At 66.7% G+C, this 17962-nt stretch carries 14 protein-coding genes and 1 pseudogene; 10 read left to right on the forward strand and 5 right to left on the reverse strand.

Annotated features, from left to right (window positions below):
• The first annotated feature begins 2 nt into the window (after positions 1-2).
• Both ACWD04_RS20730 and ACWD04_RS20735 read left to right on the forward strand, forming a co-directional pair.
• Positions 3-743, forward strand: a complete 741-nt coding sequence (locus ACWD04_RS20730; protein WP_451133934.1) for a phytanoyl-CoA dioxygenase family protein — start codon at positions 3-5, stop codon at positions 741-743.
• Between the two features lie 174 nt (positions 744-917).
• Positions 918-1115, forward strand: coding sequence for a DUF2264 domain-containing protein (locus ACWD04_RS20735; protein WP_451133936.1), 198 nt, complete (start codon positions 918-920; stop codon positions 1113-1115).
• Here ACWD04_RS20735 and ACWD04_RS20740 read toward each other — a convergent pair.
• The 3 genes from ACWD04_RS20740 to ACWD04_RS20750 form a co-directional block, all read right to left on the reverse strand.
• A complete protein-coding gene (locus tag ACWD04_RS20740; RefSeq protein WP_451133938.1) occupies positions 1112-1600 on the reverse strand; it encodes an integrase core domain-containing protein in 489 nt (162 codons plus the stop codon). The two genes, ACWD04_RS20735 and ACWD04_RS20740, sit on opposite strands and share 4 nt — an antisense overlap.
• Positions 1601-1923: 323 nt before the next feature.
• Entirely contained in the window at positions 1924-3702 is a 1779-nt protein-coding gene (locus ACWD04_RS20745; RefSeq protein ID WP_451133940.1) for an amidohydrolase, read from the reverse strand.
• 687 nt (positions 3703-4389) lie between these two features.
• Positions 4390-4770 (reverse strand): hypothetical protein, encoded by a 381-nt coding sequence (locus tag ACWD04_RS20750; RefSeq protein WP_451133942.1) that lies wholly within the window; start codon positions 4768-4770, stop codon positions 4390-4392.
• Between the two features lie 31 nt (positions 4771-4801).
• Between ACWD04_RS20750 and ACWD04_RS20755 the strand changes: the two genes are divergently transcribed.
• On the forward strand, positions 4802-5581 hold the full coding sequence (locus ACWD04_RS20755) for an SDR family NAD(P)-dependent oxidoreductase (protein WP_451133944.1): 780 nt from the start codon (positions 4802-4804) through the stop codon (positions 5579-5581).
• A gap of 522 nt (positions 5582-6103) precedes the next feature.
• Here the strand turns inward: ACWD04_RS20755 and ACWD04_RS20760 are convergent.
• Positions 6104-6344, reverse strand: a pseudogene (locus ACWD04_RS20760) (WapI family immunity protein); the annotation flags it as partial.
• A gap of 375 nt (positions 6345-6719) precedes the next feature.
• On the opposite strand from ACWD04_RS20760, the gene ACWD04_RS20765 reads away from it, so the two are divergent.
• Entirely contained in the window at positions 6720-7583 is an 864-nt protein-coding gene (locus ACWD04_RS20765; protein ID WP_451133946.1) for an alpha/beta hydrolase fold domain-containing protein, read from the forward strand.
• Between the two features lie 131 nt (positions 7584-7714).
• On the opposite strand, the gene rraA is transcribed toward ACWD04_RS20765, so the two are convergent.
• Positions 7715-8200: a ribonuclease E activity regulator RraA gene (gene rraA / locus ACWD04_RS20770; RefSeq protein WP_451133948.1), complete on the reverse strand. Its 486-nt coding sequence runs from the start codon at positions 8198-8200 to the stop codon at positions 7715-7717.
• A gap of 159 nt (positions 8201-8359) precedes the next feature.
• Between rraA and ACWD04_RS20775 the strand changes: the two genes are divergently transcribed.
• The 6 genes from ACWD04_RS20775 (at position 8360) to ACWD04_RS20800 (ending at position 17578) form a co-directional block, all read left to right on the forward strand.
• Positions 8360-9238, forward strand: a complete 879-nt coding sequence (locus tag ACWD04_RS20775; protein WP_451133950.1) for a GntR family transcriptional regulator — start codon at positions 8360-8362, stop codon at positions 9236-9238.
• A gap of 275 nt (positions 9239-9513) precedes the next feature.
• Entirely contained in the window at positions 9514-12153 is a 2640-nt protein-coding gene (gene acnA, locus ACWD04_RS20780; protein ID WP_451133952.1) for an aconitate hydratase AcnA, read from the forward strand.
• Between the two features lie 194 nt (positions 12154-12347).
• The gene (locus tag ACWD04_RS20785) at positions 12348-13520 is read left to right on the forward strand and encodes an ABC transporter substrate-binding protein (protein ID WP_451133954.1); all 1173 of its coding nucleotides are present in this window, start codon (positions 12348-12350) and stop codon (positions 13518-13520) included.
• Between the two features lie 63 nt (positions 13521-13583).
• Positions 13584-15371 carry an ABC transporter permease gene (locus tag ACWD04_RS20790; RefSeq protein WP_451133956.1) on the forward strand — a complete coding sequence of 596 codons (1788 nt, stop codon included), beginning with the start codon at positions 13584-13586 and terminating at the stop codon, positions 15369-15371.
• On the forward strand, positions 15364-16467 hold the full coding sequence (locus tag ACWD04_RS20795) for an ABC transporter ATP-binding protein (RefSeq protein ID WP_451133958.1): 1104 nt from the start codon (positions 15364-15366) through the stop codon (positions 16465-16467). Before ACWD04_RS20790 ends, ACWD04_RS20795 begins: the two co-directional genes overlap by 8 nt.
• 415 nt (positions 16468-16882) lie before the next feature.
• On the forward strand, positions 16883-17578 hold the full coding sequence (locus tag ACWD04_RS20800) for a hypothetical protein (protein ID WP_451133960.1): 696 nt from the start codon (positions 16883-16885) through the stop codon (positions 17576-17578).
• Positions 17579-17962 lie beyond the last annotated feature (384 nt).

Genomic DNA, 17962 nt, shown 5'->3' on the forward strand with positions numbered 1-17962 from the left:
CGATGAACAACCGCGACGCGTTCGAGCGCGACGGATATTTTGTGGTCGATCTCTACTCCGAGGACGAGGTGGCGGAGATGAAGACGATGCTGTCCGGCCTCATCGACCCTCCGGCCTCCGGACATCCCCGGCTGTACGTCCACGCCGCGTCCGACACACCCCTGCCGCACCTCGACCCCTACAACCCGTACGCAGTATGGAAGGTCGTCAATACGCCGCTGGCCGGGGACGACTGGTACGCGCTGATCCACGACGAGCGGGTCCTGGACGTGGTCGGCGAGTTGCTGGGTCCCGACATCAACTTCCACATGGGGTTCGCGCGGCTTCGCCCCTCCGGGCTGACAGCCGAAGAGGGTTGGCACCGCGACCTCGACACCGACCGGCACACCCGGCCCGAGCTGGTCACGGCACTGATCTACCTCGACGACATGGACGCGGAGTCCGGCGCCACCCTCGTATGGCCGGGAAGCCACCGCCACCACGAGCCCGTGCCTGAGGACGACGAGGTCGTGCCGGTCCGCACCCGCCCGGGGTCGGTGCTGTTCCTGCACTGCCTCACCGCGCACCGGGCCAGCAAGAACACGACGGGCCGTCACCGTTCCATCCTGATCCACGAGTACAAGAGCGCGCTGACAGTGGAACTCACCCCCAACGACGCCGCCTTCGGCGACCTCCCCCTGCGCAGAGCGGGCCGTGATCTGAGCGTCCTGCTCCAACAACCCCCCGTCATGCCCCCGGTGTGACCGGACAAGGCAACCGCCAGACCGGCGGCTGTCGGAGGGCCCAAGTGCAGAGCCCATGGACGCGCAAGCGCCTTGCAGGAGGAGACCGCCCGGCCGGACCCGTCGCCTCGCCTCCGGAGCCCTGAAGCACTTTGCGGACCGTGGTATACCACACCCCAAGACGGGCTGCTCAGCATGGGCTGGTGCGGCCCGTTCCTGCCCGTCGCGCAGGCGTACTCCGGGCCGGCCTCCCCCTACTGGGCCGGCAAGGCGTTCGTGGGACTGCTACTGCGGGCTGGGCACCCGGTGTGGACCTCGTCCGAGGAGGCGGCTCCTCTTGAGGCGTCCCCCGGAGTGTGGACACAGGGGCTCATGCCGCGATGGAGAGTTTAGCTGCTTGCAGATGCTGCTGTTCGAACTCCATTGGCGGATAGGTTGAGGGCGCTGTGACGCCTGCGGGCGGCGTTGTAGTAGGTCAGCCACTGGAAGATCTCCAGCCTTGCCTGACACACCGTCGAGAACAGCCTCTCGTGCATCGTCTCCCTCTTGAGCCCCTGCCAGAACGACTCGGCGAGGGCATTGTCATGCCCGTCGATCAGCCGGTCGAAGACCCGCTTGACGGTGTGCCGCTGCTTGCGCGGCGCGTCCAGGTCATCCCGCGGGATCTGGTCGATCGTCGCCTTGAACGGATCCAGGCGCGAGATGGGGGGTGGATTCTGCTTGCGAGGCGCCGGCCACACCGACTCCAGCGCCATCGCGACCGTCCTGCGGCCCACCCCGTACTTGGCCGACAAAGCCCTGCTGGACAGCCCTTCGACCCGAGCGTCATAGCGGATAGCCGCGTACAACTCGACCTTCGAAAGGGGCACTTGAGCCACCCAGGGCTAGCTGATGCACTCCGATACTCCCACCGCAAGGCCCCCAGCGGAGTCAGAACTCACCGACATCAACTGTCCGCCGACACCACTGGAGTCAGAACCCACCCACCGCTGGCCTCAAAACTGGGTTCTGGCACAGATCTTGGGGAGCGATCGCGGAGGGTGACGACATTGTTCGATTGCAAGGGATAGTCGCGGACCTCGGGCCCCGTCTCCGCGCACCCCGACCACCCGGACGGGCTCATCATAGTTCCCGCCCCGATAGCTTGCGCGAGCCGCATGCTGTGAGTGGCGGCCGAGGAGGCCGCCACTCAAGCGTTGGCTTACTCGGCTCCGTGGTGGTAGCCCCCGAAATATTTCACGGGTGACCAAGCGGGCAGGATATCGGGCAGACGCGGCGTGAGGGCGCTGTAGTCCTGCGCCCCGAACACCACCCTTCCATCCAGAACTGTCAAGACGGAGCAAACATGTTTGATCTGATTTTCAGGAACGGTGAAATAGTCCCTGTCCAACAGTGCAAAATCCGCCAGGTGTCCTGGAGCGATCATACCCATTTCGGATTCTGTGTTCATGAACCATGCTGGACCACTGGTAAACAGCTTGAGTGCCTCGACGCGGGACAGGCGATTAGCCTTAGCAAGCACTTCAGACCCGGAGACCGACTTTCCAGACACCATCCAGCTGACGCCTACCCACGGGTTGAAGGTGGCTGCCCGGAAAGCATCGGTGGTCATGGCGAGAGGGATTTCGCTATCGACCAGCTGGCGCAGCCGCGGAGTCCTCAGAGCCTTTTCGCGGCCGTGCGTTTTGATGAAAGCATCTCCATGCAGCGCCATTTTGGCATCCAAGGCAATTCCGCCGCCAAGCCTTTTGACCCGGTCGATGTTCTCCGGAGTGATGGTTTCGGCGTGTTCAATGCTCCATCGCAAACCGTCTAGCGGCGTTGTTTCGTTCATCTTCTCCAAGGCGTCAAGGAACGGCGTAATGTTTTCGTTGTAGCTGATGTGCATGCGAAAAGGGATACGCCGCCGGACCAACTTAGCGACATTTTCCTCGACGTGTCGCCGCATCTGGTCGGGGTCGATGATGACCGCCGGACGGTCGAAATTCTCATGATCGTGCACTTCCGCCTGCAACACTTCGCCGGCGCCACGATATTCGTGGCCATGTTCCAGGGTCGGGTGCAGGTTCTGACCTGGGCTGATGGGAGCGGTTTTGGTGATCGCTTCAATTTCTGCGTCCACCATATTGATCGGGCTGCCGTCGCCGAGTTGCATGTCGACGAAGGGCATGCGCACGTTGAGACGGTTGTCGCGGGCCAGGACGTCTACGGTGGCTTGGGGTTCGGGGTAGCCCTCCCTGGCGCCGGCATCCACGACCGAGGTGACACCAAAACGGTTCAGGGCGTGGACGGTATGGATCAGCGAGCTGACTTCTTCGTCGAACGAAAGTTGCGGGACCATGGTCTCCACGGCGACGAAGGTGAATGTGTATCCGTAGACCACACCGGTGTAATGTCCTTGACCATCCTTCTCGAGTTCGGTTCCTGGCAGATCGGGAAACCGATCGGTGCCCACGCCCAACAATTCCATCGCCTGCCTGTTCAGGAAAGCGCGGTTATAGGCGTATTGCACGATCAACGGACGGTTATCCACGGCTTCGTGCAGCTCGTCCATCGTAGGGAACCGGTTCTCCTCGAACTGGTAGGGGGACCAGCCGCCGATCACTTTGACCCAGTGCCCCTCAGGCGTTCGCTCCGCCTGCTCGCGCAGCATGCTCAGCGCGCGACGCAGCGTAGGTACGCCGTCCCACCTTATATTGTAAGTGTAGCCACTTTCGTTGAGCACGTGAGTGTGCGCATCGATAATACCCGGAATGAGTCTACGGCCACGCGCGTCGATGATCTTCGTTTCTGAATTTTTCAAACTCAAAATATCTACATCGGCACCAACCGAGTAGATGCGGCCGCCCTTCACGGCCAAAGCGGATGCTTCGGTCTGGCCGCGGTTATTGGTGAAGATTTTTGCATTGATCACGATCAAATCCGCACCGGGGGGATTCTGCGTCGATTGCGCTTGGGTGTTGGGCATAATTCCAGTCATTTGTCCTCATTCGATTGAAACTTACGGAACGCGCTAGGAAAGAATACAGATCGCTGGGGGTCGAATGTGGTCTGGGGGCGCCCGCGAGGCGTTGGGAGTTGAAGCATCAGGGCAGCCTCCGAACTCGCGACGACGGCGGACCGCGGCAAGCTCTTCCACCGCCCCGTGGGCCAAAGGGAATTGAGCGACGGTGGAGATCACCTGCGCAACTTTCCACAGGATTCAGATCGGCATCGACCGGGCCATTCTGGCCAGGTTGACGGTTATGCCCTGCGGTCTCAGCTCGCGTGCCAAGGCCCCCCGCCTTAGCTGAGGGTGACATCCGTTCCTCGCTCCGCCAAGGCGGGCGCGATTGAGCATTGCGTCAACAGACCGCCGGCGCCGCCGGTGATGCCGAGGGTGAAAACGTCCACCACGACTGCTCCGTTCACTCGAAGTGGCTCATCGGCTCCATGCCGACGGGGCCGGTTCCTGATGTCAGTTGCTACGGGAGCCCACGGATTGAAATTTAGTTGATGCATCAACCGTGATGCTAGTGCAGACCACGCATGCACACAAGGCGCGGGATCGTGGGGCACCGCCGACTCGGGTTGCTGATCGGCTGGTTCGGCCCCGGTGGTGCCCCTGCGGATATGTACGGCCGTCCCCCGCAGGAGAGACGGCCTCCCATCCCAGGGCGATGGGTTCTCAGGCTGTGAGCCGGAGCATGGCGGTCGCGTGCTGGGGTGTGACCGGTAGTGATCGGCCGACAAGCGGGAAGGTGTCCTCGGTGTGCTCTTTCGTTTTAATCACACATTTCCAACAGCCACCGGGGGCAACCCGGTTACGGCCGCTCAGCACCGCCCGCGGGCAACGGCTTCCATGGTCACAACCGGTGGTGAACCGCCCGTCGGGCTGCTTCCGCAGCCAGCCGCGGTCGGCCAGCCTGATCAGTTTCCCGCGCAACGGCTCCAGCTTGCTCTTCACGCCGACGTCCACCCCCAGCACCTCGCCGACCTGCCGGGCCTTGACCGGACCGGCCGCCTGCCGCACGACGGAGAGAATGCGCTGGTAGTCCGGCGGAAGCACGGTCTCCTCCACATTCGCCGCACGGTGCGGGATGACCATCACCGCCCGGCCGCCCACCTGCCCAGGGATCGGCGCGAACGCCGCCCGTTCCTCGGCGGTCGCCGTGGTCACCGGGGGTAGCACCGGCATCGGGTTCGCGACCGCACGCGCATTCCGCGACGAGGGCGCCAGGGTTTTCATCACCGGTCGCCGCAGGGACGCGCTCGACGCCGCGGCCGCCGAGCTCGGACCTGCCGTAACTGGCGTGGTCTGTGATGTTGCGGTGCCCTCAGACCTCGACGCGTTGTACAGCATCGTGCGCGACCAGGCCGGCAGCATCGACGTACTGGTCGCCAACGCCGGCATCGGCACCGCGGCTCCGTTCGGCGAGGTGACGGAGGAACTGATCGACTCGGTGTCCGCCACCAACGTCAAGGGAACGATCTTCACCCTGCAACAAGCGCTGCCGCTGCTCAGCGCCAACGCTTCGGTGATCCTCACAGGTTCGACCGCCACGACACGGCCCAGCCAGGGACTCGAGGTCTACGCAGCATCGAAGGCCTCGGTCCGCAACCTTGCCCGCGGTTGGGCCCTCAGCTCGCGCGCGCATGGCTTTCGGATCGACGTCGTATCCGCTGGCGGTACACACACCCCTGGTCTGCTGGAGCTGATCCCGCCCGAGGTCCTCAAGCAGGCCGAAGGTGAAGTCCCCCTTGCTCGGCTCGCCGAACCCGAGGAGGGCGCCGCCGTGACGGCGTTCCTTGCCTCGGACGCGTCGAGTTACGTCAATGGTGCCGAGTTCTTCGCCGACGGTGGTTACGCGCAGGTGTGAGTGCTCTCGTAAACGCATGCGAACATTCCGGCCGTGTCGCTCGAGCGTGCTGACCGTCCCGCCGCACAACCGCAATCAGTCCACAGTTCATCGCCGACTTGGCCGACGCGGCTCAGCAGGCAGGGGAGGCCGGCGTTCGGGCTCTCGTATCTCGATCAGGATAATTCCAGCATCGGTGCAGATTGCTGACCAGCCCGCGGCGTAGGTGAAGTCCGCGGCACAGAGCCGACTGGTGCCCAGGTCATCCGTCCGCACCACCACCACCATCGCCGGCGAAGTAGGGGTGCGGACGGACGACCTGGGCGCGCATGAGCCACTGAACGGTGCCGGCACCTGGCGCACTCCCGGTTCAACGTAGCCCCCTTGCGGGCACCGTAGACGCCGCAGTTCTCGCCTGCACTCGAGCGATGTACTCCGCGACTACGGCAGTGCCGTCATTTCTCTCGACATTCCCAAGCCTGTTGATACCAACCGCCTCGCGAAACACTCGACAAACGCTGTTCCTAGACATCAACGAAGCCATTCGGCATCAGGTTCGCTGACGTCCACCGTCCCTGCGGCTACCGCGCGCAGCCACGCGGACACCTGGCGGTCCTCATCGGTGAGCAGACACGGATCGGCGAAGGACCAGTTTTTGCTCAGGAGTCATCACCGTGCCGTCAATGACCAGCCAGTTGTCGTCGTACGAGTCGCCCCGAACGGTGGCGAACCGATAACGCACTGGGCGGAGGTCGACACTGCTGGAGAGATCGTTCAGGAGCACGAGGCCAGGATGGCATGCACCGGCCAGCGGGACGAACTGCGTTTCCCAGCCTGGGTGCACGGGCCGGAGCGCTGCCCCGGACTTCGTTTCGGAGACAATTTTGACCTCTGGCAGACGATCTTCTCGATGGGCTCCCGCCCACGAGTAGGGTGAGCGCCGCGAAAGCCGGTCACACCATCCCTTCGACCTGCGACTTCAGGTTGGCGGAAGCTCAGTTGAGCCATCCCCGTTCTCAGCGCCCGGGCCGGGCGCGTATATCGCGAAGGGCACATGCGGCTGTTGCGCTCACTCGGCCTTCACCGTCTGCCATACGATGCTCAACTCACCCGTAACGGCCACGGAGGCAGAATGAAGCAAGGGTCAGCATCTTCCTCGGTGACGACCGAGGACCACCACATCGACGGTCCGCACGGCACCATCCCGCTGCGCATCTACAGGCCGGCGGGCCGACCGGCCTCCGCGCTGTTGTGGATGCATGGCGGAGGTTTCGGCCACGGCTCGATCGACATGCCGGAAGGGCACGGCGTGAGCGTGGAAATCGCCGCGCGGGCTTCGGCTCTCGTGGTGTCCGTCGGCTACCGGCTCGCCGGAGACGGCGTCCTCTTCCCGGTACCGCTCGACGACGTGTACACGGCATGGGAATGGCTCTGCGCACGTTCGGAAACCGGTACCCGTGCACTGGGCGGTGCCAGCGCCGGAGCGGCCCTGGCGCTGGCCGCAGCCCTCCGTGGGCGGGACAGCTCGTTGCCCGCCGACCGTCTCCTGCTGGCCTATCCTTTCGCGCACTACCCCAATCCCGCGCTCGACACCGAAACCGCTCGTGCGATGGCAGCGATGCCGGAGATCCTCAGATTGCCGCCGGACGCGGTCGAGTCGATGGTCGACAACTACGTCGGAAGGATCACCGACCTTCCCCCGCTCGCGCTTCCGGGCGCCGCCCGGCTCGACGGACTGCCACCCACCGCGATCGCGTTGTCGCAGTTCGACGACCTGCGCCCCTCAGGAGAATTGCTGCAGCGACAGTTGGTCTCCGTAGGAGTGCACGTGCGCACACACCTGGCGGCCGGGATGCCACACGGCCATCTCAACCACACGCCTGCGCCCGCCGGTGCCCTCGAGTCCTTGGAGTTCCTCGCCTCGGCACTGGCCGACGCCACAGGAGAGGCTTGGGCACACAAGGGTGCGTTCAGCAGCGCCTCCGTGGATCAGAGGAGCCCCGAACCTCTTCCGCTCCCTTAGCCGGATCCATCAGAACCTGCGTCAGCCGGGTCTCGACAGCATGCCCGATGCTCCCGTCTGATCTCATGTCGCGCTGAGCGACCGGACGGGCCGCCCGCCCGAAGACGGACGGCCAGGTGCCGGCAGGGCCATCAGGCACGCGGCAGCAGAACGACCCCGTCGGCGTCGGCGTGCAGGATGTCGCCGGGGGTGAAGGTGACTCCGCCGAACGACACCGGTACGTCCACCGAGCCCGCACCGTCCTTCGCGCTCTTGCGCGGCGTCGTGCCCATCGCCTTCACTCCGACCTGGATACCGGCGAGTGCGGCGGTGTCCCGAACGGCACCGTGCACGACGATCCCCGCCCATCCGTTGTCCCTGGCCCTGGTGGCCATCAGGTCCCCTACGAGGGTGGTGCGGAGCGAGGCGGCGCCGTCGACGACCACGACACAGCCTTCGCCGGGGGCCCGCAGCAGCTCGTGCAGGAGTGCGTTGTCGTCGCGGCAGGACACGGTCCTCACCGGCCCGGCGAAGGTGTGCTCCGCCCCGTAGGAGGTGAACTGCACCTCACACACGCGGAGCCGGTCCCCGTACCGGTCGGCGAGGTCGGCGGTGGGCACGGGAGTCGTCGTATGCATCGGAACCTTCGATCGTCATGACACGGGCCGTTTGTATTATCGTGACTCTAGACACAATCATCCTCCGTGTGAACCTCACGCCGCCGGCCAGAGGGACGCCGGTCCCGAAGCTTCTAAGATGGAGCCGTCCGCGTACCCATCCGAAGAGCGCAGAGGCTGATGTCGAGGCCGAACCTGACCACCACCCTCGCCACCCGCCTGGTGGACCTCCTGCGCCGCAGCGGATTCGAAGAGGGCGCTCACGTCACCGAACAGTGGGTGGCGGATGAGCTGGATGTCTCACGCACACCGGTCCGCAAGGCCATGCTCTTCCTCACCGAGGTCGGCATCCTCACCCGGGAAGCCAACCGCGGCTTCTTCCTCGCCCGCAGCGCAGCCGCCCTGTCCCGCACCGACCTGGACAAGGGCACGGACGTGGAGCAGGACGCGTACTTCCGGATCGCCGACGACTACGTCGGGGGCCGGTTCTCCGGCCCGTTCACCGCGGCGGATGTCAGCCGCGCCTATCAGCTGGCACCACGTCAGGCCGAGCGCGTACTCGCACGCATGGAGAACGAGGACCTGGTCCGCCGCAGGACGGGCGGGCGCGGCTGGGAGTTCCAGCACGCGTTCTCGACCGTCGAGGCACACGCCCAGAGCTATCGCTTCCGCATGATCATCGAGCCCAACGCGCTGCTCGAGCCAGGTTTCATGGTGGATCCGGAGCTGTTCGCCCGGCACCGCGCACAACAGGAGGCGCTGTTGCGCGGCGACATCCTCCTGTTGCCACGGGCCGAGCTGTTCCAGGTCAACGCCTCGTTCCACGAAATGCTCGTGGGCTGCTCGGGCAATCAGTTCCTCCTGGACGCCGTGCGCCGGCAGAACCGGCTTCGCCGTCTCATCGAGTACCGCCTCCAGCTGGACCGCTCCCGCCTGGCCGGCCAGGCCCGGGAGCATCTGAGGCTGCTCGACCTGGTGGAGAGCGGCGCCGTCGAAGAAGCTTCCGCGTTCCTGCGTGACCACCTGGACAAGGTGCGGATCATCAAGACGGGTAGCTGACCCCCCGCCCCCTCACACCCCGGTTGCCCGATACCAGACCGCCGGGCGTCGGGGGGCGCGGCCGGAGCACCCCCGAGGCCGACGCGGGACCCGCACCACGGGCTCCCGAACACACACGTGCTCTATGCGCCGCCGGCTTCCGTTCGGCATCGCTGCTCAGATTTCTCCATCCCAATGGTTGTATCAATCAGCACCTTAAGACAATATTGGGCCGCCAGCGAGGTCCACGCCAGGACGACGGCGTCGATGTCTCCCACGGACCAACAGCAGGGATCATGAGCACAGACCACACTGACGTCCTGACCGTGGACGGCCACGCATACCGCTACCACCCGCTGGAACGGCTGCTGCCGCCCGCGCGGCTCGCGGCCCTTCCGTACGCGGTGAGGGTCTTGCTGGAGAACGTCGCCCGGCGCTCCCCGGCCGCGCTCGACGACATGCTCGCCCGAGTCCGGACGGGCGAGGTGGACTGCGAGGTGCCCGTGCACCCGAACCGGATCATGCTGCACGACACCACGTGCCTTCCGGCCCTGGCCGACTTCGCGGCCCTGCGGGACAGCGTCGCCGAACTCGGAGGCGACCCGGCGCGGTTGCAGCCCTCCGTCCCGGTGGACCTGACCGTCGATCACTCGGTCATCGTCGAGGAGTACGGGCGGCCGGACGCCGTCGAGCGCAATCTGCAGATCGACTTCCGTCGCAATGCGGAGCGGTACGCGTTCGTGAAATGGGCCGAACGCAATGTGCGGAACTTCCGGGTCGTTCCTCCCGGGACCGGAATCATCCACCAGGTCAACATGGAGGCCCTGGCCCGCGTCGTCTGGCGCGCGGACGCGGCCGACGGTGGACTGCCCTGGCTCCACCCGGACGTGCTCGTCGCGACCGACAGCCACACTCCGATGATCAACGCGCTGGGTGTCGTCGGCTGGGGCGTGGGCGGCCTGGAGGGGCAGGCCGCGATGCTCGGCGAGCCGGTCACCATCCCGTATCCGTCCGTGGTGGGTGTGCGACTGACCGGCCGTCTGCGCTCCGGCGTCGGCGCCGCGGACCTCGCGCTCACTCTCACCGAACTGCTCCGCGCCAAGGGCGTGGTGGACAAGTTCGTCGAGTTCTGCGGCCCCGGCGCACTCACACTCGGCTGGGCGGAGCGCGCCGCAGTCTCCAACATGGCTCCCGAGTACGGCGCGACCTGCGTCTACTTTCCGTTCGACGACGAGACCGCGGCCTATCTGCGGCTGACCGGCCGGGACGAGGAGCATGTCCGGCTCGTCGACGCGTACCTCACCGCGCAGGGACTCAAACGGACCGACAACAGCGCCGAACCGGACTACGACGACCTCATTCACCTCGACCTGACCTCGGTGGAGCCGAGCCTGGCCGGCCCCGACCTGCCCCACCAGCGTCTGCCCCTGTCCCGCGTCCCGGGTTCCTTCCGGCCCACCGCCGGTCTCACCCAGGCCACGCCGAATGCTTTCGAGGAGCCACTGCCTGCGGGGCCGGTGGCCATCGCCGCGATCACCAGTTGCACGCACACCGCCAATCCGACGCTGATCGTGCAGGCCGCGCTGCTCGCCGAGCGGGCGCTGAAAGCCGGGCTGTCCTCCAAGCCCTGGGTGAAGACGTCCTTGTCCCCCGGTTCCCGCGTTGTCGAGGAGTACCTGCGCGAGGCCGGTCTCCTGGCCGCGCTGGAGGGGACCGGGTTCCATATCGTCGGCTTCGGCTGCATGACCTGCATCGGCAACTCCGGGCCTCTGCATGCCGAGTTGGAGCGGCTCTCCGCCGACGGGGCGACCGACCCGGTGGCCGTCCTGTCCGGCAACCGCAATTTCGCCGGCCGCGTCAATCCGCGCATCGCCCAGTCGTACCTCGCATCACCACCGCTGGTGGTCGCCTACGCACTGGCCGGCTCGATCCTGCACGACTTCGACCACGACCCGCTCGGCACCGGCCCCGACGGCTCCTCCGTCTACCTGACGGACCTGTGGCCCGCCGACGACGAGGTCGCCGCGCGGGTGGCCGCGTCGGTGCGGCCCGAGATGTTCCGGGCCAACGCCGAGCGGCTGCGTGATGGCACCCCGGCCTGGCAGGCCGTCGAAGCGCCCAGCGGCATCCACTTCCCCTGGGCACCGGAGTCGACATACATCCGCCGTCCCCCTCACCTGACGAACCTGCCGGCTGCGGCGCCCGAGCGGCTGCGCATCGACCGGGCCAAGGTGCTGCTGCTGCTCGGCGACGACATCACGACCGACCACATCTCACCGGCCGGCGCCATCCCCGCACGCAGCGCCGCTGGGCAGTGGCTCGCCGAGCGGGGAGTCGCCCGGCGGGATCTCAACCAGTACTCCACCCGCCGCAGCAACCACGAGGTCATGCTGCGCGGCGCCTTCAGCAACGCCGCCGTCTCCAACCGGCTGCTCGAAGAGACCGGCGAGTACCGGGGCGGCCACGCCCACACCGCCGACCGCCGCACCGTACTGCCCGTGCACGAGGCCGCGCCGACCTACCGCGCGGCAGGCCACGACCTGGTGGTGGTGGCGGGCCGCAACTACGGTGCCGGATCCAGCCGCGACTGGGCCGCCAAGGCGCAGGCGCTGCTGGGTGTACGGGCCGTCGTCGCCGAGTCCTACGAGCGCATCCACCGCAGCAACCTGATCGGGATGGGGGTGCTGCCGTTGGAATTCGAGCCGGGCGACGACGCGTCGGCATACGCCCTCACGGGCGAGGAAGTGCTCGGCTTCGACGGACTCGACAGCTTGCGCGTAGGCACCAATTCCATCGGCCTGCTGATCGAGCGTCCCGGTCACCCCCCTGCCTCGGCCCGCCTCCGGCTGCGCCTCAACTCCCAGCAGGAACTGGCCTATCTCCGGCACGGCGGCATTCTGCCGTACGTCGCACGCCGTGCCGTCGCGGAGTCATAGGCCGAGGACAGGTACCCGCCGGGGCGCAGCCCGACCGATCCACCTGCCGGGCCCGCGGGTACGCCCCGGCCGCGCCCCTCCGCGCGCCACGGTCACTCCGCCCCCGAGCCCTACGCTCCACCGGCGCCCACCGGCCAGCCGGTCTCTCGAAGCAGCTGACAGCGCCGTTGGCGCCCCCTACGAGAAGAGCCTCCATGAATTCCACCCGATCCGGGCCCGCAGCCGCCCCGGCTCCCGAGTCCCGGCCGTCCCGCCGTCGCATCCTGCACACCGCCGCGGCCGTCGGCGCCTTCGCCGCCACGAGCAGCACGCTCGCCGGGTGCACCGCAGAAGAGGCAGAGGCCGCCGCGCCCCGCGCACCTTCGTACTACCCCACGACGTACGACGAGATCGTGGAGGCGTCGCGTCGGGAACAGAAGCTCCTGATCTACTCCAACACCTCGCAGACCAACTGGCAGCCGACCTTCGACGCGTTCACCCGGCGCTACCCATGGCTGTCCGACATCCGGGCCACGAACCTCGGTGGCTCAGCGGTCTACGAGCGCTATTACAGCGAGGCAGCTGCCGGCACATCCCCCGCCGACCTGCTGGTGAACAACGGCGGCCCCCTCTGGGCCGACTACGCGACACGTGGCATCGCCGCCGACTACCGCTCCCCGGAGCAGGCACACCTGCCCGACTGGGCCGAGATGCTGCCGGGTGTGTGGGCTATGTCGACCGACCCGGTCGTCGTCCTCTACAACCGTAGGACGCTCACCCCCTCCCAGTACCCCGAAGGACTCCGCTCGCTGGCCACCGTCGTCGAGGCCAAGCCCTCCCGCTTCCGCGGCAAGATCGGCGTGTACGACCCGACGAACGCGTACGGCTATTCCAGCAACCAGGGCTACACCGCCCAGGTCCCCGACGGCTGGAACACCTTCCGGCGCGTCCTGCCGTTCACGCGAGCCGACCACTCTACGGGTGCACTCGTCGAGAAAGTCATCTCCGGCGAGTACGACTTCTCCATCAACCTCAGCGGTGGTGTCGCCATCCCCGCGGCCGAAAACAGCGCCGGCCTGCTCGGCTGGAGCTACTGCACGGAGGGCACCCTCCTCATCCCGCGCGGAGTGTCCGTCGTGAAGACCGCACCACACCCCAACGCGGCCCGCCTCTTCCTCGACTTCGTGCTCTCCGCCGACGGCCAGGAAGCGGTCGGCGCGGGAGGCCTCGTTCCGTACCGGCAAGGCGTGCGCCAGGACGGCATGGACAGCCTGCAGGACATCGAGCGCCGACTGGGCGCCGACCGCGTCCACCGCTACCGCTACGTCCAGGTCCCGGAGCACACGCAGGAGGCATACGTCGAGCGCTGGGAGAAAGCAAGGGGCTGACCACCCCCGCCTCGCCTCCCCGCACCTCCAGTTCCGCACCCGCCTTGTCCGTACGGAGTCGTCATGGCCATTCAGACACCCCCGGCCCCCGCGCCGGACCGCCGCGCCCTCAGCGCCGGGAACCCTGGCCCGCCGCAGTACCGTCGACTGTTCGGCGCCGGACGCGAGATCACCATTCACTGGTTGACCTTCCTCGTCACCGCCGCGCTCGTCCTCGCACCCGTCATCCCGATCCTCTACCAGTCCATTCGCAACGAGCCACTGTACGCAGCGGGCGGCGCCTTCACCCTGTCGAACTACACCCGTCTCTTCACCGAGGCCGGCTTCGGCTCGATCATTCTCGACACCCTCTTCTTCGCCGCCCTCACGACACTCTTCGCGCTCGCCATCGCCGTCCCGATGGCGGTGCTCCTGGAACGCACCCGCTTCCCCGCCGCCCGGATCGTGGGACAGCTGCTGCGCTGGCCCATCTACGTCTCGCCGCTGGTCCTCGCCTTCGGCTGGATCGTGGTCTACGGACCCGCCGGGTTCCTGACCACCGCAGTGCGCGAAGGCCTCGGCTGGGTGCCATGGAACCTGTACTCACTGCCCGGCATGGCGTTCGTCGAGGCAGTCGCCCAGGTACCGGTCGCGTACCTCTTCTGCGCCAACGCCCTCGCGGCATCCGACACTTCGCTGGAGAACGCCGCCCGCACGGTCGGCGCCGGGCCCTTCCGCATCCTGCGCTCCGTCGTCGTGCCGATGCTGCGCCCGCCGATGCTCTACGCGGGACTGCTGATCTTCGGCACAGGAGTCGAGACACTCTCCATCCCGCTGATCCTCGGCGAACCCGCCGGCATCACCCTCTTCTCCAACTTCCTGTACGAGCAGGGCATCGACTCCATCAGCCCGGACTACGGTCTGCTGGGCGCAGCCTCAACCTTCGTCCTGCTCACCACGATCGGACTGGTCGTACTGCAGACGCGGCTTCTCCGCCACGCCCAGCGGTTCGTATCGGTGCGCGGCAAGGCCAACCGCTCGCACCTCCTCGACATCGGCGGCTGGAAGTGGCTCGGCTTCGCCTTCGTCGGGCTCTACGTCGTCTTCGGTGCGCTGCTGCCGATGATCGCCCTGGTCCTGCGAGCGTTCACCTCTCTGCTCACACCGCTGGTGAACCCGTTCGAGCTGCTCACCCTCGACAATTTTCGGCTGATCTTCGCCTACGAGCCGTACACGGAGTCGATCACCAACAGCGTCACCGTGGCGTTCATCGGCGCAGTCGCCGTCACGCTGTTGGGTACGGTCGTGGTGTTGGTGTCCCGCCGCTCCGACTTCCGCTTCGCACGCGTCCTGGAGACCACCGCACAGTCGCCGCACGCAGTGCCGGGTCTGATCGTCGGCATCGGTTTCTTCTGGGCGTTCGCCTGGATACCGGGCGGAGACGCGCTGAGCGGCACGCTGCTCGCGCTGATCATCGCCTTCGGTGTGCGAGCTCTTCCGTCGGCGTACGGAGCGATCTCCCCGGCGACGATGCAGCTCGGTATGGAGCTGGACAACGCCGCACGAGTGGCCGGAGCCGACTGGTGGCGGACCGTGTCCCGCATTCTGATCCGCCTGCTGATGCCGGCGATGCTCGCCTCGTTCCTGCTCATCTGGACCCAGATGATCCGCGAGTACGCGCCGGCCATGTTCCTGGCCGGTGCCGAGTCGCAGGTCATCGGCACCACCGCCATCGATCTGTGGACCCAAGGTGAAACCGGCTCCGTCGCCGCGCTCGCCACGCTGCAGATCGCCGTCACCGCCCTCGTCGCCGGCCTCGCCGGATTCCTGATGCGGGGCAAGAAGGACAAGAAGGAGAAAGCTCATGCCTGAGCTGGCCGTCAAGAACATCAAGAAGTCCTTCAACGGCACCACTGTCCTGGAAGGCATCGACTTCACCGTCGCGGACGGTGAATTCTTCACCCTGCTCGGCCCCTCCGGCTGCGGCAAGTCCACGACACTGTCGTGCGTCGCCGGGCTCGACACCCCTGACTCCGGCACGATTCGAGTCGGCGACCAGGTCTTCTTCGACGGCGACCCACGCACCACCGTGCCGCCGGAGGGCCGCAACCTTGGTCTGGTCTTCCAGTCGTACGCCCTATGGCCGCACATGACCATCGCCGACAACCTCGCCATGCCGCTGAAGCTCCGCAAGTTCACCAAGACCGAGCAGCAGCATCTGATCGACGACGCCCTCGGCAAGGTCGACATGCTGCACCTGCGCGACCGCTACCCCCACCAGCTCTCGGGAGGCCAGCAGCAGCGCGTCGCCCTGGCCCGCGGCATCGTCTACTCACCCGGCGTACTGCTCCTGGACGAGCCGCTGTCCAACCTCGACGCGAAGATGCGGGACCAAGCTCGCCTGTGGCTCAAGGACCTTCAGCGGGAGGTCGGCATCACGACGGTCTACGTCACCCACGATCAGGTCGAGGCGATGTCGCTGTCCGACCGTGTCGCTGTGTTCATGCACGGTCGGCTCCAGCAGGTCGGCACCCCCGCTGAGATCTACGAGACCCCGGCCACCCCGGATGTCGCCGGCTTCATCGGCCGCTGCAACCTCCTGGACGGCCTCATCGGCGACCAAGCACCTGCGGCCGACGGCACCGTGTATGTCGAACTCGGCGGGACCGGACAGCACCTGACCGTCACCCACACCGAAGCAGCCACCCCTGGAACGACGGCCACGATCGGTCTGCGCTCCGAGCGCATCACCCTCAGCGACCGCGCGGACGTCAGGCCCGATGACACCACCGTCAACGTCCTGAGGGCCACGATCGAGCAGTGCTCGTACACCGGCGCCCGCTTCGAGTACCAACTCGCAATCGGTGGCCTGCGATTCCACGCCGAGAGCGCGGAACGCCACACCGGCCGCGAGATCAACCTGCTCATCCGCCCGCAGGACTGCCTGCTGTACCCCCAGGCGATCTGAAGCACCGGAGTCTGTCGCTCGGCGCCTGATTGATCGCAGCTCAGGCGTTCAGCCTCGTCATCCACACTGCCTCGGCCGAGGGGACGACGCCCGGGAGGCGGCGGAGCAAGTGGTGAAGGGGCGCCAGACGGGCTGCCGGCGGGCCTGGAGGAGCTGCCGGTACTACCGGACCATCTGGTCGTCGACCTCGTACGCAGGGCGCCGATCACCTCCCACAGGTGGTCGACGTGGTCCGTGCCAACCTGACCATCTGTGACGACAACGCGAAACAGCTGCCCCCGAGTCAAGGTGAAGTGGAACCGTGACGCTCGACAGCTTCAGCGAACACCACCAGGCCGGTACGTGTTCGCAGCCATGGAGCCCGACCACCGGGCGGCCATCGGTACCGTCCGTGAGGAACTGTTCGCCGCGGGCTATGACGAGGACGGCATCCACACGTTGGCGGGGATGCCGTTGCGAGGAAATCCTGCGGCGCGGGCCGGACCACGTCGCGTTCTCGACCCTGTTCCACACGCAGACCGAGGCGACGGCCGAGCTGTGCCGGAGGCTGCGCGAGGCCGGTTTCGCGGGGCGGATCATCCTCGGTGGTGCGGCGATCAAACTGACCGACGACATGGCGCTCGAACAGCTGATGACCACCTGCTCGGCCGACCTCTCCTACGAGTACAGCCTGTACGGGGAATTTCGCACGCTCGCGGCGTACTTGCGGGGCGAGTGCGGTGCTGGCGAGGTGGCGGGCGCCACGTATCTCGACGAGACGGGCAGGCTGCGCCACGCCTCGGCGAAGGGCGGCGCGGTCCGGTCCATGGTTCGCGCCCTGTCGTACAACCTGGTCCAGGATGTGGCCTACCTTCCGGAACACATCTATCCGGTCCTGCTCTCGCAGGGCTGTTACCGGGGAAAGTGCGACTTCTGCGACTACCGTTCCTCTCCTCGCAGGACCCGTTCGAGGTCAGCGCCTTCTTCAGGAAGGCGCCCGATGTGGTCCACGACATCGGCATCGGCGTCGAGTCACTGGCCGACGAGGTCCTGGGCGGGATACAGAAGGGCAATACGTACGCCGACATCATGCGGTCGATGCGGCTGGCGCGCGAGCAGGGCATCAAGGTGAAGGCCAGTCTGATCTTCGATCACCCGCGGATGCAGCTGCGTCACGTCGACGAGACGCTTGAACGGCTGGAGGAGGTCCTGCCCTACGTGGAAGTCCCTCGGCGTTCACTCCTTCGGACTGACGCCGCATGCTCCGCTGGCGTTCACTCCCGAGAGCGCGAACCTCCGGACTGGCCCGCATCTCGCAGGGGGCGAGGTCCTCCAGCCACGCCGGGTGTTCCTGAGCGAGGAAATGGCGGACGAAGTTCACGGCGTGGGCGACGGGCTCGGTGTAGGCCCGCTCGAAGTCGCCGGACTCGCAGTAGGGGCGCAGGCCGTCGAGGGAGCCGCCCACCCGTCGGGCAAGGAGTCGAGCAACCGGAGTTCGGAGACGAGCGGGAAGGCG

Source organism: Streptomyces sp. NPDC002911, from assembly GCF_053591835.1.